The sequence below is a fragment of the Streptosporangium sp. 'caverna' genome (assembly GCF_003203775.1).
Classification (GTDB): domain Bacteria; phylum Actinomycetota; class Actinomycetes; order Streptosporangiales; family Streptosporangiaceae; genus Streptosporangium; species Streptosporangium subroseum.
In genome coordinates this window covers 9,236,350-9,250,532 of sequence record NZ_CP029711.1, presented here as the reverse complement: position 1 = coordinate 9,250,532, position 14,183 = coordinate 9,236,350, and the positions used below count along the sequence as shown (strand labels likewise).

The following is a 14,183-nucleotide window of genomic DNA, read 5'->3' as shown; positions in this document are numbered from 1 at the left end:
TCGATCAACCAGATGGCCGCTGGCACCGGGGATCCCGTGAGTGAGCCCGTCCGCCGTCTGAACAGAGCAACCCGATGACTGATCGCCCGCGATCCGGGGATGTACCGTTATATGGCCGCCAGCTGCGGTTTCTTGTCTATAACGGATCGGATGTATCGGTCCATGAGGGGTTGACACGGGGGTTCGGCGTCATCGAGCATCACGGGACAAGACATCCGATGTATGAATGAAGGGTGCGGTGTGAAGCTGCTGCGAGTAGGACCCGTCGGCCAGGAGCGACCGGCGGTCCTGGACGGCGCCGGTAATCTCCGCGAAATCTCGGAAGCCGAGATCGACGGGGCTTTCTTCGCTTCCGGGGGAGTGGCACGCGTCCGCGAGGCGTTGGAGCGGGACGAGCTTCCCGTGCTGGACGGCGAGGGGCTGCGGATCGGTGCGCCCATCGCCCGGCCGGGGAAGATCGTGTGCATCGGGCTCAACTACCGTGACCACGCCGAGGAGACGAACGCCGCGATCCCGGCGGAGCCGATCATCTTCATGAAGGCTCCCAACACGATCGTCGGACCCTACGACGAGGTGCTGATCCCGAGAGACAGCGTGAAGACCGACTGGGAGGTCGAGCTGGCCGTCGTCATCGGCCAGACCGTCCGCTACGCGGAGAGTCACGAGGAGGCCCTGGCGGCGGTCGCGGGCTACGCGATCTCCAACGACGTCTCCGAGCGTGAGTTCCAGCTGGAGCGCGGGGGGCAGTGGGACAAGGGCAAGTCCTGCGAGACCTTCAACCCGCTCGGCCCCTGGCTGGTCACCGCCGACGAGATCGCCGATCCGCAGGACCTCGGTCTCCGGCTCTGGGTGGACGGCATGCCGTACCAGGACGGAAGCACCAAGAACATGATCTTCCACGTGGCCGAGGTCGTCCGTTACCTCAGCCGGTTCATGGTCCTTGAGCCCGGTGACGTCATCAACACCGGCACCCCCGCCGGCGTCGCGCTCGGCCTGCCGGACAAGCCCTACCTTCGCGCGGGCCAGGTCATGGAGCTGGAGATCGACGGCATGGGGCGTCAGCGGCAGACGGTGGGACAGGCATGAGTGAGCGAAACGGCCCGGCCAGTGAGCACAGTGCCGTGGCGTCCGACACCGGGGAGAAGGGAGGCGACGCCTACCGCATCACCTCGATGGAGACCCACGACATCCGCTTCCCCACCTCGCTGGAGCTGGACGGCTCCGACGCGATGAACCCGGACCCGGACTACTCGGCGGCCTACGTGGTGCTGAAGACCGACGACGGGTTCGAGGGCCACGGCTTCGCCTTCACCATCGGCCGCGGCAACGAGGTGCAGACCGCCGCGATCAGGGCGCTGGAATCGTACGTGGTCGGCAAGGACGCCGAGGACATGGGCGCCCTCTGGAAGGACATGGTCCACGACTCCCAGCTGCGCTGGCTCGGCCCGGAGAAGGGCGTCATGCACATGGCGATCTCCGCCGTGGTCAACGCGCTCTGGGACCTGAAGGCCAAGCGGGCGGGCAAGCCGCTCTGGCTGCTGCTCGCCGAGATGTCGCCCGAGGAGCTCGTCGCGCTGGTCGACTTCCGCTACCTCACCGACGCGCTCACCCCGGAGCAGGCACTCGACATCCTGCGTGCCGCCGAGCCCGGCAGGCGGGAGCGGATCGCGAACCTGCGGGAGCGGGGCTACCCGGCGTACACCACCTCCCCCGGCTGGCTCGGCTACGGCGACGACAAGCTGCGCCGCCTGTGCAAGGAGGCCATGGCCGAGGGCTTCACCCAGATCAAGCTGAAGGTCGGCGCCGATCTGGAGGACGACCGGCGGCGGATGCGCATCGCCCGCGACACCTGCGGCGAGGACTTCCCCATCGCGATCGACGCCAACCAGCGCTGGGACGTCGACTCCGCCATCGCCTGGGTGAACGCCCTGGCGGAGTTCCGGCCGCACTGGGTCGAGGAGCCGACCAGCCCCGACGACGTGCTCGGTCACGCCGCCATCGCCCGCGGCATCGCGCCCATCCCGGTCGCCACCGGTGAGCACGTCCAGAACCGCGTGATCTTCAAGCAGCTCCTGCAGGCCGACGCGATCTCCTACCTCCAGATCGACGCGGCCCGCGTCGCCGGGGTGAACGAGAACATCGCGATCCTGCTGCTCGCCGCCAAGTTCGGCATCCCGGTCTGCCCGCACGCGGGCGGGGTCGGCCTGTGCGAGCTGGTGCAGCACCTGTCGATGTTCGACTACGTCGCGGTCAGCGGCTCGATGGAGAACAAGGTGATCGAGTACGTCGACCACCTCCACGAGCACTTCATCGACCCCGTGGTCATCAAGGACGGCGCCTACGTCGCACCGAGCCTGCCCGGCTTCAGCGCGGCCATGCGCGCCACCTCGATCACCGATCACACATATCCCGACGGTCCGGTCTGGAGGTCCCTCAATGGGTGAGTTCGACGGTCTGCGCGCCCTGGTCACCGGTGGCGGCTCAGGCATAGGTCTGGCCACGCTCACCCTGCTCGCCGAGCGAGGAGCGAATGTCGCCTCCCTGGACGTCAACGCGTCCGGCGGGCCGTTCATCGAGGTCAAGGCCGACGTCACCGACGAGGTAGGGGTCCTTGCGGCGGTCGCTCAGGCCGTCGAGCAGCTGGGCGGCCTGGATATTCTGGTCAACAACGCCGGAATCGGCGCCGCGGGGACGATCGAGGACAACCCCTACGACGAGTGGCTCAGGGTCCTGGACGTCAACGTCCTGGGCACCGTCCGAGTCACCCGGGCGGCCCTTCCCCACCTGCGACTCTCGGCGAACGCGGCGATCGTCAACACCTGCTCGATCGCCGCCACGGCCGGACTGCCCCAGCGGGCGCTCTACAGCGCGTCCAAGGGGGCGATCCAGTCGCTCACCCTGGCGATGGCCGCCGACCACGTCCGCGACGGCATCAGGGTCAACTGCGTCAACCCGGGCACCGCGGACACCCCGTGGGTGCAGCGCCTGCTCGACGCGGCTCAGGATCCGGCGGCCGAACGCGGGGCGCTGGAGGGGCGTCAGCCGATGGGCCGTCTGGTGAGCGCGGAGGAGGTCGCGGCCGCGATCGCCTACCTCGCGAGCCCGCTCGCGGCATCCACCACCGGCACGGCCCTGGCCGTGGACGGAGGGATGCAGGGGCTCAGGCTCCGGCCCAAGTCGTAAGAATCACGAGGTCGTACGGGAAACCGTGAGCATCACGAAATCGTGACGGTAAAGCCATGAGGATCGTGACGGGAAGCAGTGAGGATCGCGGAGGTCGTGGCGGGAGACCGTATCGACCACCGGATCGTGACGGCGGAGCCGTGAGGATCACGACGGGAAGAGACCCTGTCGAATGAGATATCAGACTAGAGACAATTCACCCCCCATATGGTTTCGAATCGAGGCAACGGTATGAAACTCGGAACTGCGGCGACGGGCGCGGCACTGCTTGCGATCACTTTCACCCTTTCGGCGTGCGGTTCGTCGGAGCCCACCGACACAGCCGCCACCACTGCCGCTCAGCCCACCGCTGACGCCGGGGCCGCAGGCGGCAAGGTCGGGATCGACTTCCCGCGTGCCGACTCCGACTTCTGGAACTCCTACAACAAGTACGTCCCGCAGATGGCGACCGAGATCGGCGTCGACCTGATGCCGCCGACCAACTCCCAGAACGACGTGGCCAAGCTGGTCGCCAACACCCAGGCACTGATCGGCCAGGGCGCCAAGGCGATCGTCATGGCTCCGCAGGACACCGGCGCGATCGCCTCCACGCTGCAGACGCTGGAGGGCAAGAAGATCCCGGTCGTCACGGTGGACACCCGCCCCGACAAGGGCAACGTCTACATGGTCGTGCGGGCCGACAACAAGGCCTACGGCACCAAGGCGTGCGAGTTCCTCGGCGAGAAGCTGGGTGGCAAGGGCAAGGTCGTCCAGCTCATGGGCGCGCTCTCCTCGATCAACGGCCGCGACCGGGCCGAGGCCTTCAGCGCGTGCATGAAGGAGAAGTTCCCCGCGATCACCGTCTTCGACGAGCCCACCGAGTGGGACGGCACGAAGGCCGCCTCGATGCTGCAGACCCGTCTCCAGCAGCACCCGGACATCAAGGGCATCTACATGCACGCCGGCGGTGTCCACCTGGCCCCGACCCTGCAGGTGCTCAAGGCCAAGAGCCTGATCGTGCCGCCGGAGGACCCCAAGCACGTCTTCGTGGTCTCCAACGACGGCATCCCCCAGGAGTTCGAGGCCATCCGCAAGGGTGAGATCGACGCCACGGTCTCCCAGCCGGCCGACCTCTACGCCAAGTACGCGCTCTTCTACGCCAAGGCCGCGCTCGACGGCAAGACCTTCCAGCCTGGCCCGACGGACCACGACAGCACGATCATCCAGCTGCCGAACGGTCTTGAGGACCAGCTTCCCGCCCCGCTGGTTACCAAGGAGAACGTGGACGACCCGGCTCTCTGGGGCAACCAGGTTAAGTGATGACATCTTCTGTTAAGGCGGTTGAGGCGCTTGGGATCACCAAGCGCTTCGGCCCGACCACCGCGCTCAACGGTGCCGGGATCGCCATCACCGAGGGGGAGACGCACGCGCTGGTCGGCAGGAACGGCGCGGGCAAGTCCACGCTGGTGTCGATCCTGACCGGCCTCCAGCGGCCCGACGAGGGCGAGGTCCGCTTCGGCGGGCAGCCCGCGCCGCCGCTGGCCGACCGGGACGCCTGGCGGCAGCGCGTCGCGTGCGTCTACCAGAAGTCGACGATCATCCCCTCGCTCACGGTCGCGGAGAACCTCTTCCTCAACCGTCAGACGGAGCGGGGGGCGATCAACTGGCGGGCCATGCGCACGCGGGCCAGGCAGCTCCTGGAGCAGTACGGCGTGGACGTGGACGCCAACATCCTCGCCGGGGACCTCGACGTCGAGCAGCGCCAGCTGCTGGAGATCGCCCGGGCGCTCTCGTTCGGCGCCCGGTTCATCATCCTGGACGAGCCCACCGCCCAGCTCGACGGCCCGGCCATCCAGCGGCTCTTCGACCGGATGCGCGCGCTCAGGGAACAGGGCGTGACGATGATGTTCATCTCACACCACCTTGAGGAGGTGTACGAGGTCTGCCAGAGCGTCTCGGTCTTCCGCGACGCCCGGCACATCCTCACCACCTCGGTCGGCGACCTCCCGCACAGCGAGCTCGTCGACGCGATGACCGGTGAGGTCACCGCCGCCTACGAATACCGATCCCGTACGGCCGACGCCTCGGCCCCCGTGGTGCTCGCCGCCGAGGGGCTCGGACTCGAAGGCCGCTACGAGAACGTGGACCTGACCGTCCGGGCCGGAGAGATCGTCGGCCTGGCCGGATCCGGCAGCAGCGGGAAGGTCAGCCTGGCGGAGACCCTGGTCGGCCTCCGCAAGGCCGGCACCGGCACGGTGACGGTCAACGGCACCGTGGTCAAGCAGGGAGATGTGCCGTCCGCGCTCGCCGCGGGGCTCGGCTTCGTCCCCCAGGACCGGCATCACGAGGGCTTCGTCCCGCTGCTGTCGATCGCGGAGAACGCGACCATCCCGATCGCGCGCAAGCTCGGCCGGTTCGGCACGATCTCCCCGGCCCGCCGCCGCGAGCGCGGCACCCAGATGATCGAACGGCTGGACATCAAGACGACCGGCCCCGACCAGCCGGTGGCGGACCTGTCCGGCGGCAACGCCCAGAAGGTCGTGTTCGCCAGGGCGCTGGCGGACGACCCCCGGGCACTCGTGGTCATCAACCCGACCGCCGGTGTGGACGTGAAGGCCAAGCACTCCCTCCTCGGCGCCGTGGAGGACGCGGCCGACCGGGGCGCCGGAGCCGTACTGGTCTCCGACGAGCTCGACGACCTGCGTATCTGCGACCGGGTCCTGGTGATGTTCCACGGAAAGATCGTGAAGGACGTGCCACGCGGCTGGACCGACACCGAACTGGTGACGGCGATGGAAGGTATCCACCACTGATGACCGCTACAAAGACCCCGCCGACCCCTCCCGCGGTGGCCGCCCCACAGGGCAGGCGAATCCAGCTCGGGCGGTTCCGGGACCTCACCCTCGTCCCGGTGATCGTCGTCCTGCTGATCGCCGGTTCGTTCGTGGACCCGGTCTTCCTCACCATGGGCAACCTGACCAACGTCCTCCAGCAGCAGTCGGCCCTGGCGCTGGTGGTGCTCGCCGAGGCGCTGATCCTGATCGCCGGCAAGTTCGACCTGTCGCTGGAGTCCACGGTCGGCATGGCGCCCGCCGTGGGCGTGATGCTGGTCATCCCGGTGGCGGCCGGCGGGTTCGGCCTCGAACTGCCCGGGATCCTGGCGATCCCGCTCTGCCTGCTGGTCGGCGGCCTGGTCGGCGCCTTCAACGGCTTCCTGATCATGCGGTTCCAGCTGTCGGCCTTCATCGTCACGCTGGCCATGATGATCGTCGTACACGGACTCCAGCTCGGCCTCACCCAGGGCAAGAGCCTGTTCGAGCTGCCCGAGTCGTTCCTCTACCTCGGCAGCGCCACCTGGCTGGGCCTCCCGGCCGCCATCTGGATCACGGGCGCGCTCTTCGCCGCGGCCATCGTCGCGCTCGGGTACTTCCGGGTCGGCCGCTCGCTCTACGCCATCGGCGGCAACGCCGACGCCGCCCGCGCGGCCGGCATCCGGGTCGAGCGGGTCCTGTGGGTCGTCTTCATCATCGGCGGAGTCATCGCCGCGCTCGCCGGAGTGCTGGAGACCGGTCGTCTGGGCGGCATCAGCGCCAACCAGGGTGTCGGCTGGATCTTCATGGCCTTCGCCGCCGCCGTCATCGGCGGGGTCAGCATGGACGGCGGAAAGGGCACGATCCTCGGCGCCCTCACCGGTGTCCTGGTGATCGGCCTCGTCGAGAACATCCTGACGCTGAAGGGCGTTCCCGGAGAGTGGAAGCAGCTCGTCTACGGCGCCATCATCCTGATCGCCCTGATGATCAGCCGCCTGGCGGGCGGTAAAGCCCAAGATTGACGCGGTACGGCTCGCCTCCCGCCGATGCGGCTCGCCCCCGATGGGACGCGAGCCGCATCGGCGTGTAGCCGTACGGAGACCTCGAGCCGCAGAGATGCGAGCCCGAGGTGCGCGGCGCGTAGGAGAGACGTGAAGCCGGGGCGCGCGCCCGCACGAGAGATGTGCGGACGCGGAGCCGTGCGCAGACCTCGGGCCGCACGAGAGACGTGAAGCCGGACAGAACATCAAGCCGGACAGAACATCAAGCCGTACAGAACGGAGCAAGCGGTGCAGGTCAGCAGGTACGGTTTCGGCGCGGCACCGATCGGGAACCTGTTCTCGGCGGTGGACGACAACGCGGCTCGGGCGGCGGTGGACGCCGCCTACGAGGCGGGGTTCCGCCTCTTCGACACCGCGCCCCACTACGGGCTCGGCCTGTCGGAGCGGCGCCTCGGCGCGGCCCTGGCGGGAAGGCCCCGCGACTCCTACACCCTGTCGACGAAGGTCGGCCGCCTGCTCGTCCCCTCCTCGGACGGAGGCAGGGACGACCAGGGCTTCGACGTGCCCGCCGACGTCCGCCGGGTGTGGGACTTCTCGCGGGACGGGGTGCGGCGGTCGCTGGAGGAGAGCCTGGAGCGGCTCGGCCTCGACGCGGTCGACATCGTCCTCATCCACGACCCGGACGACCACTGGGAGCAGGCCGTCTCCGAGGCCTATCCGGCGCTGGCCGAGCTGCGCGACCAGGGTGTCGTCAAGGCCGTCGGGGTCGGGATGAACCAGGCCGGAATGCTCGCCGCGTTCGTCCGCGAGACGGAGGTGGACCTGGTCATGCTGGCCGGGCGCTACACCCTGCTCGACCAGTCGGGGGCCGGGGAACTGCTGCCGCTCTGCGAGGAGCGTGGCGTCTCGGTGCTCGCGGCGGGAGCCTTCAACAGCGGCCTGCTCGCCACCCACGACCCGGCGGGCACCTACGACTACGCCCCGGCCTCCGCGCCCCTGCTCGCCAAGGCCCGCCGCATCGCCTCCGTCTGCGAGCGGCACGACGTCACCCTGCCCCAGGCGGCACTGGCCTTCCCCCTGCGCCACCCGGCGATCGCCTCGGTCGTCGTCGGCGCCCGCTCCGCCGGCGAGGTCATCGCCAACGCGGCCCTGGTGGCCGAGTCCGTCCCCGAGGCCCTCTGGGCCGACCTTGTCGCGGAGGAACTGATCCCGGCCTGAACGGCCGGGCCCGCTCGCGAACGGTCGGACGGGTTCACGAACGGCCGGACCCGCTCTCGAACGGCCGGGCCGGTTCACGAACAGCCGGGCCCGCTCTCGAACGGCCGTTCCTGCTCGCGGCCGTGCCCGCTCGCAGACGGCAGGGCCCGTTCACGAACGGGCGGGCCCGGTCTCGAATGGTCGGGCCCGCTCGCGCCGTAGACGCCATGCCGGACGTCTCGACGGGCGCACAGCTCGTCGAGACGCCCGGCTGATTTCACACGGGAGCCGAAGACGCGCACCCATTTCACGGGGGAGCCGAGGGCACGACCGGATTGACACGATAGACAACCTGGTTCACTATTTAGACAACCACGTTGTCTATTTGAGGGATTTCCCGATGCCTGTCATCCGCCATGCCGAAAGCCGCCGGACCGAGACGCCCAACGCCGTCATGACCACGCTCGCCTCCCCGTCCCAGGGCGGTGCCGGCCAGGTCGTCTGGCGCGTCGACATGAACCCCGGCCAGGTGGGGCCGCCGCACGCCATAGACACCGAGCAGGTGTGGACCGTGCTGGACGGCGGCGCGACCGTCGAGCTCGGCGACGAGACTCTCACGGTCGAGCCGGGCGACACCCTCGTCATGCCGGCCGACGTGCCGCGCCGTCTGAGCTCGGCCCCGGCGACCGGCTTCACCGCCATCGTCGTCGCCCCCGCGGGCATGCGCGCCTACGTGACCGACGGCATCCAGGTCTCGGCGGAATGCGCCGTGCCCGACGGCGACAAGCTCGTGCCGGCCTGGGTCGTCTGAGCGTGGACCGCCCGCGTGGGTCCGGCGTGAGGCCGGGCTCTCGCGGGCCGCCCCAAGCGGTTCGTCCCGGATGCGGGGCTCTCGCGGGCCGCCTCAAGCGGTTTCCCGGACGGCAGGGCCCTTCGCCCTGAGCGGTTTCCGGACGGCAGGGCCCTCGTGGGCCGCCTCAGGCGTTTTCCCGGAGCAGGGCCCCTCATCCGCCCCAGGCGGTTTTCCCGGAGCGGGGCTCTCATGGGGGCCGCCCCAAGCGGTTTCCCCCGGGCGGCAGGGTTTTGGCGGGCCGTCCCGAGGGGGTTCCCCGGACGTCGGCTCGCTACCGGGCGAACCGGTCGAGCGCACCGCGCATCTCATCGCGCATCGCGTCGCTGCCCGTGTGTCCCGAGTCGTCGACGACGATCAGCTCCGCGTCGGGCCAGACACGGGCCACCTCCCAGGCGGTTCCGAGCGGGCTGCCCAGGTCGAGGCGGCCGTGGATCAGGATGCCGGGGATCCCGGCCAGGCGTTCCGCCTCGCGCAGCAGGACGTCGTCGTCGAGCCACGAGCCGTGCGCGAAGTAGTGCGAGCAGATCCGGACGAACGCGAGCAGGGCGGCCGGCGGGCGGTCGCTGTACGCGTTCGGCGCGCCGTTGGGCTCCATGGAGATGACGGCGTCCTCCCAGGTGACCCAGTCGGTCGCGGCCTTCTCCCGCACGCCCGGGTCGGAGTGTTCCATGAGACGCGCGTAGGCCGCGACGAGGTCGCCGTCGGGCTCGGGAACGCCGGCCCGGAACCGGTCCCACTGCTCGGGGAAGAACCGCCCGACGCCCCGGTAGAGCCAGTCGATCTCCGACTGCCTGCTGGTGGTGACGGAGGGGATGACGATCTCCGACACCCGCTGCGGGTGGCGTTCGGCGTAGGCGAGGATCAGCGTGGACCCCCACGAGCCGCCGAAGAGCAGCCAGCGGTCGATCCCGAGGTGCTCACGCAACTTCTCCATGTCGGTCAGCAGGTGCTCGGTGGTGTTGAGGCTCATGTCCGTGGCCGGATCGCTCGCGTGCGGCGTGCTGCGCCCGCAGCCGCGCTGGTCGAACAGGACGACCCGGTAGCGGTCCGGGTCGAAGTATCGGCGATGGCCTGGGGAGCACCCCGAGCCCGGCCCGCCGTGGACGACGAGGGCGGGCTTGCCGTCCGGGTTGCCGCAGACCTCCCAGTAGATGAGGTTGCCGTCACCGGCATCGAGCATCCCGTGGTCGTACGGCTCGATCGGCGGATAGAGCTCGGTCATGTCCAAGATCCCTTCAAGCGGAATGCAACAGCGCTGTTATATTCCTTTCATGGCTTCTCCCGCAACCGGACCCGAGCTGCTCGGAACCCGGCTACGCCACCTGTTCGATCTCCTGGACGCCGATGTCGCGGCCGTCTACACCGACCTCGGGCTGGACGGATTCCGCCCGCGCTTCACCCCGGTCATCCGGGTGCTGGCCGCCTCGGGTCCCTGCTCCATCCGCGACCTGGCACAGGCGATCGGCGTGACCCATTCCGCGGCGAGCCAGACGGTCGCCCAGATGGTCAGGCAGGACCTGGTCTCCATCACCCCGGGCGAGGACGCCCGTCAGCGGATCGTCGGCCTGTCCCCGAAGGCCGAGCCGCTTCTGCCCACGCTGGAAGCGGAATGGGCCGCCACCGCCGCCGCGGCCACCGAGTTCGAGGCCGAGCTGTCGTTCCCCCTGAGCAGGCTCGTCGACGAGGCGCTCGACGCCCTGCGCCGGCGTCCGATGCGAGAACGGATCGCCGCCGCGGACCCGGACCTCATCGCCCGGGCCCGCGTCGACCGGCCCCCGGCCCCCTGATATCGACGTCGGCGCCGCGTTCCTTACCGGCGAACACCCCTTCGGGCAGATGATCACCTCGCCACGGCCGACATCGACCATCCGCTGACCGTCGAGGAGATGGAGGACGGCACGGCCGCCCTGCCGGAGCACCTCGGGCTTGGAGATCAGGCGTTCCGCAGGATCACGCGGTGGGCGCGCGGGGTCTCGACGTATTGGCCCCTGCCGGTGAACGCCCTGCGGAAGTCCTCCCTGGATTCGGTGAGGTGTCCCCAGTCCTCGGTGTGCAGCCCGACGACCGTGTCGCTCGCCAGTATCTCCGCGGCGCGTGCCGCGTCCGCCGAGGACAGGGTGAGGTCGCCCTCGGCGACGGGGAGGCGGGCGGCCCCGGCGAAGAGGAGCGCGATGTCGATCTTCCCGAAGCGCTCGGCGATGGATTCGACGTACAGGAGCGAGGCGTTGTCCCCGCTGACGTAGACGCTGGGCGCTTCCGCCGTCCGCAGGACGAATCCGATGACGGGACCGCGGCCTTCCGACCCGGGAGGGCCGTGCAGTGCCGGAACGGCCGTGACCGTGACGTGGCCGACCTGGCCGACCCGCACGGAGGCCCACGGCTCGAGACCCACGACTGTGCCGCCGAGGTCCTCGGCCGCCTTGGTGGTGCTGATCGTGAGGGGCAGGTCGCGCAGGAGGGCGGTGCCGAGGACGTCGAGGTTGTCGCCGTGATGGTGGTGTGAGACCAGGGCCAGGTCGACCGCGCCGAGTTCGTTCGGAGTGAGGGCTGGGCCATGGGTCTTCGTGTGGGTGACGCCGTTGCGGGGTTCGTAGGTCTGCGGCGCGTCGAAGGTGGGATCCGTGAGGAAACGGACTCCGCCGTACTCGAGGAGGGCCGTGGGACCGCCGATGTAGGTGAGGGCGATGTCTGTCATGACGTCAGGTCCTTCTTCTCGTTCGGTGTGCCGCCGGTCTGACGGGATGGTGGCGCGGACCGCGTGGCCGTCCGCCCGGGGTGGGTCACAGGACGCGGCCGAGGAAGTCGCGCATCAGGGCCGCGATCTCGTCGCCGTGGGTCTCGAGGGCGAAGTGGCCTCCGTCGAGGAGGTGTAGTTCGGCGTCCGGGAGGTCGCGCAGGTAGGCGCGGGCGCCGTCGGCACCGAAGATCTTGTCGTGCTCGCCCCAGGTGATCAGGGTCGGCGGCCGGTGCGTGCGGAAGTACTCCTGGAACCCGGGGTAGAGGTCGAGGTTGAACTGGTAGTCCCAGAACAGCTGCAGCTGGATCTCCACGTTGCCGGGGCGCTCCATGAGGTTCTGGTCCAGGGTCCACGTCTCCGGGCTCAGCCGCTCGAGCCGGTCCTCGGACACGCCGTGGGTGTACTGCCAGTGGGTGGCGTCGGCCTCGAACAGCTTCCGGACCTCCGCCTCGTTGCCCGGACGGTCCTTGGCGTGAGCGAAGAGGATGTCCCAGAAGGGCGTGAACCCTTCGACGTACGCGTTTCCCGACTGCACGACGAGTGCGGTCACGCGCTCCGGGGCGCGGCTCGCGATGCGCAGACCGATCGGAGCGCCGTAATCCATGATGTACAGCGCGAACCGCTCGATCCCCAGCTGGTCGAGCAGCCCCTGTGTGATCTCCGTCAGGCGATCGAACGAATAGGTGAACCTCTCGACGGACGGTGCGTCGGAGAAACCGAACCCGATGTGGTCGGGGGCGATCAGGTGGTACGCGTCCTTCAGCTCCTCGATGAGGCGCCGGAACATGTGCGACGACGTCGGGAAGCCGTGCAGCAGCACCAGCGTCGGGAGCGACGGGTCGCCGGCCTCTCGGTAGAAGACGGTGTGACCGTCGACCACCGCGGTGCGGTTCCGGATGGGGACCGCGGTGGTGCCGCTGGTCGGCGTGGAGGTGTTGGCGGACATGGTTCGGCCCTCTTTCTTACCTTTCAAACTCGATTGAACGGTAAGAATTTATGCAGGGGTTCTCTTACCTGTCAAACTCGCTACGGTGGTAAGGTCGGTTGCATGCTGGAGAGACCGCACCGAGGAGAGCCGCTGCCGCTGGAACTGGTGAACACCCGGTGGATGAGCCGTGGGCTGCCCGTCGACTTCTTCGAGGACGACCTTGGCGTCGGGCGGTGGCTGACGGAGAACGGCTTCACCGACCCGGTGCCGGACGCCAAGGCGCCGCTGCTGGAGGCCCGGGACGCCCTGAGGGACGCCCTCGATCGGCCGGGCGACGTCACGGAGGCGCGGCTGAACGCCGTACTCGCGCACGGCTCGGTGCGGACGGAGATCCATGGTGGCAGGCCGGAGCACGCGGTCGACGCCGACGCGGGATGGCTGCCCGCGTGGATGGCGGTGAGCCGGTACGCGGAGCTCCTCCAGACGCAATCGGATCGGGTACGGCGGTGCGCCCATCCCGAGTGCGTCCTCTACTTCCACGACACGTCCCGCAACGGGACGCGCCGTTGGCACTCCATGGAGACCTGTGGCGCGCGCTCCAAGGCGCAGCGTCACTACCGCCGCGTCCAGTCCGGCGAGGTCACCTCCTGAGACCGGCGGCCGAGGGCGTCACCGCGGGAACTTCCACTCCCGCGGGCGAGCGGGGGCGCGAACGACGCGCGTAGCGGCATGCGCACGGTCGACCCGCGCCTCATGGCGTGGCCACGGGACTTCTGGGAGGTGCCGGTCGACTGCTTCTGCTCGCGCGATCGGGGTCAGGCGAGGGCGCTGCGGAGCCACTCCTCGACGCCGGCGATGTGGACCGTGGCCCAGGCCCGCGCTATCTCCGGCTGGCGGGTGGCGATGGCCTCGCAGATCGCGCTGTGCTGCTCGCGGGTCTTCTCCAGGGCGTTCTCCTGGGTGAGGCCCCGCCAGATCCTGGCCCTGGTGGTGGGGCCCGACAGACTGTCTATGAGGGAGCACAGCACCGCGTTGCCCGAGCCCTCCGCGATGAGCTGGTGGAACTGGAGGTCGTTGGCGACGAGCTGCTCGACGCTCGGGTCCACGGGGAGCGCGTCGAGGATCTTGCGCAGCTCCGCGACCTCGGCCTCGGACATCCGGGTCGCGGCCATCGCGGTCGCCGCGGGCTCCAGGATCCGCCGGACCTGGAAGAACTGCAGGACGGTGTCGTCCTGGTGGAAGTCCACGACAAACGACATCGCGTCCAGCAGGAGCCGCGGCTCCAGGCTGGTCACGTAGGTGCCGTCGCCCTGGCGCACGTCCAGCACGTTGATCAGGGCCAGGGCGCGGACGGCCTCACGCAGGGAGTTTCGTGACAGGCCGAGCCGCTCGGCCAGATCGGCCTCCTTGGGCAGCCTGCTGCCCGGGGCGAGCTCGCCAGACAGGATCATCTGCTTGATCTTGTCGATCGCGGCGTCGGTGACCGCCACACTCC

The 14,183-nt window shown here is 69.4% G+C and carries 14 protein-coding genes; 10 read left to right on the top strand and 4 right to left on the bottom strand.

Going from position 1 to position 14,183, the window contains the following annotated elements; translation table 11 throughout:
* Positions 1–240: 240 nt before the first annotated feature.
* The 8 genes from DKM19_RS39750 to DKM19_RS39715 all read left to right on the top strand — a co-directional run bounded on the left by DKM19_RS39750 (position 241) and on the right by DKM19_RS39715 (position 8,981).
* Positions 241–1,086: a fumarylacetoacetate hydrolase family protein gene (locus DKM19_RS39750; RefSeq protein ID WP_110703099.1), complete on the top strand. Its 846-nt coding sequence runs from the start codon at positions 241–243 to the stop codon at positions 1,084–1,086.
* Positions 1,083–2,444, top strand: a complete 1,362-nt coding sequence (locus DKM19_RS39745) for an L-fuconate dehydratase (protein WP_239513839.1) — start codon at positions 1,083–1,085, stop codon at positions 2,442–2,444. Before DKM19_RS39750 ends, DKM19_RS39745 begins: the two co-directional genes overlap by 4 nt.
* Positions 2,437–3,183 carry an SDR family NAD(P)-dependent oxidoreductase gene (locus DKM19_RS39740; protein ID WP_110703096.1) on the top strand — a complete coding sequence of 249 codons (747 nt, stop codon included), beginning with the start codon at positions 2,437–2,439 and terminating at the stop codon, positions 3,181–3,183. The genes DKM19_RS39745 and DKM19_RS39740 overlap by 8 nt, the downstream gene beginning before the upstream one ends.
* 231 nt (positions 3,184–3,414) lie before the next feature.
* Entirely contained in the window at positions 3,415–4,482 is a 1,068-nt protein-coding gene (locus DKM19_RS39735) for a sugar ABC transporter substrate-binding protein (RefSeq protein WP_110703093.1), read from the top strand.
* A complete protein-coding gene (locus DKM19_RS39730; protein WP_110703090.1) occupies positions 4,482–5,975 on the top strand; it encodes a sugar ABC transporter ATP-binding protein in 1,494 nt (497 codons plus the stop codon). The genes DKM19_RS39735 and DKM19_RS39730 overlap by 1 nt, the downstream gene beginning before the upstream one ends.
* Positions 5,975–6,994 (top strand): ABC transporter permease, encoded by a 1,020-nt coding sequence (locus tag DKM19_RS39725; RefSeq protein ID WP_110703087.1) that lies wholly within the window; start codon positions 5,975–5,977, stop codon positions 6,992–6,994. Before DKM19_RS39730 ends, DKM19_RS39725 begins: the two co-directional genes overlap by 1 nt.
* Before the next feature lie 267 nt (positions 6,995–7,261).
* Positions 7,262–8,191 carry an aldo/keto reductase gene (locus DKM19_RS39720; RefSeq protein ID WP_239513838.1) on the top strand — a complete coding sequence of 310 codons (930 nt, stop codon included), beginning with the start codon at positions 7,262–7,264 and terminating at the stop codon, positions 8,189–8,191.
* A gap of 379 nt (positions 8,192–8,570) precedes the next feature.
* Positions 8,571–8,981: a cupin domain-containing protein gene (locus DKM19_RS39715; RefSeq protein WP_110703081.1), complete on the top strand. Its 411-nt coding sequence runs from the start codon at positions 8,571–8,573 to the stop codon at positions 8,979–8,981.
* Positions 8,982–9,294: 313 nt separating this feature from the next.
* Here DKM19_RS39715 and pip read toward each other — a convergent pair whose 3' ends face one another.
* Entirely contained in the window at positions 9,295–10,245 is a 951-nt protein-coding gene (pip, locus tag DKM19_RS39710; protein WP_110703078.1) for a prolyl aminopeptidase, read from the bottom strand.
* 49 nt (positions 10,246–10,294) lie between these two features.
* On the opposite strand from pip, the gene DKM19_RS39705 reads away from it, so the two are divergent.
* Positions 10,295–10,810: a MarR family winged helix-turn-helix transcriptional regulator gene (locus DKM19_RS39705; protein WP_110703075.1), complete on the top strand. Its 516-nt coding sequence runs from the start codon at positions 10,295–10,297 to the stop codon at positions 10,808–10,810.
* A gap of 146 nt (positions 10,811–10,956) precedes the next feature.
* Here DKM19_RS39705 and DKM19_RS39700 read toward each other — a convergent pair whose 3' ends face one another.
* Together DKM19_RS39700 and DKM19_RS39695 are read right to left on the bottom strand one after the other, a co-directional pair.
* Positions 10,957–11,718: an MBL fold metallo-hydrolase gene (locus DKM19_RS39700; protein ID WP_110703072.1), complete on the bottom strand. Its 762-nt coding sequence runs from the start codon at positions 11,716–11,718 to the stop codon at positions 10,957–10,959.
* Positions 11,719–11,803: 85 nt separating this feature from the next.
* Positions 11,804–12,706 (bottom strand): alpha/beta fold hydrolase, encoded by a 903-nt coding sequence (locus tag DKM19_RS39695; protein WP_110703069.1) that lies wholly within the window; start codon positions 12,704–12,706, stop codon positions 11,804–11,806.
* A 102-nt stretch (positions 12,707–12,808) separates the two neighbouring features.
* On the opposite strand from DKM19_RS39695, the gene DKM19_RS39690 reads away from it, so the two are divergent.
* Positions 12,809–13,339: a CGNR zinc finger domain-containing protein gene (locus tag DKM19_RS39690; RefSeq protein ID WP_204358438.1), complete on the top strand. Its 531-nt coding sequence runs from the start codon at positions 12,809–12,811 to the stop codon at positions 13,337–13,339.
* 164 nt (positions 13,340–13,503) lie between these two features.
* Here the strand turns inward: DKM19_RS39690 and DKM19_RS39685 are convergent, their stop codons facing one another.
* A complete protein-coding gene (locus DKM19_RS39685; RefSeq protein WP_089213473.1) occupies positions 13,504–14,178 on the bottom strand; it encodes a FadR/GntR family transcriptional regulator in 675 nt (224 codons plus the stop codon).
* Between the last annotated feature and the right edge of the window lie 5 nt (positions 14,179–14,183).

What these genes read in the sequence shown, in the direction of transcription:
- DKM19_RS39745 (WP_239513839.1), top strand. Translation starts at nt 1,083, where the DNA reads ATGAGTGAGCGAAACGGCCCGGCCAGTGAGCACAGTGCCGTGGCGTCC.
- DKM19_RS39740 (WP_110703096.1), top strand. Translation starts at nt 2,437, where the DNA reads ATGGGTGAGTTCGACGGTCTGCGCGCCCTGGTCACCGGTGGCGGCTCA.
- DKM19_RS39735 (WP_110703093.1), top strand. Translation starts at nt 3,415, where the DNA reads ATGAAACTCGGAACTGCGGCGACGGGCGCGGCACTGCTTGCGATCACT.
- DKM19_RS39730 (WP_110703090.1), top strand. Translation starts at nt 4,482, where the DNA reads ATGACATCTTCTGTTAAGGCGGTTGAGGCGCTTGGGATCACCAAGCGC.
- DKM19_RS39725 (WP_110703087.1), top strand. Translation starts at nt 5,975, where the DNA reads ATGACCGCTACAAAGACCCCGCCGACCCCTCCCGCGGTGGCCGCCCCA.
- DKM19_RS39715 (WP_110703081.1), top strand. Translation starts at nt 8,571, where the DNA reads ATGCCTGTCATCCGCCATGCCGAAAGCCGCCGGACCGAGACGCCCAAC.
- pip (WP_110703078.1), bottom strand. Translation starts at nt 10,245, where the DNA reads ATGACCGAGCTCTATCCGCCGATCGAGCCGTACGACCACGGGATGCTC.
- DKM19_RS39705 (WP_110703075.1), top strand. Translation starts at nt 10,295, where the DNA reads ATGGCTTCTCCCGCAACCGGACCCGAGCTGCTCGGAACCCGGCTACGC.
- DKM19_RS39700 (WP_110703072.1), bottom strand. Translation starts at nt 11,718, where the DNA reads ATGACAGACATCGCCCTCACCTACATCGGCGGTCCCACGGCCCTCCTC.
- DKM19_RS39695 (WP_110703069.1), bottom strand. Translation starts at nt 12,706, where the DNA reads ATGTCCGCCAACACCTCCACGCCGACCAGCGGCACCACCGCGGTCCCC.
- DKM19_RS39690 (WP_204358438.1), top strand. Translation starts at nt 12,809, where the DNA reads ATGCTGGAGAGACCGCACCGAGGAGAGCCGCTGCCGCTGGAACTGGTG.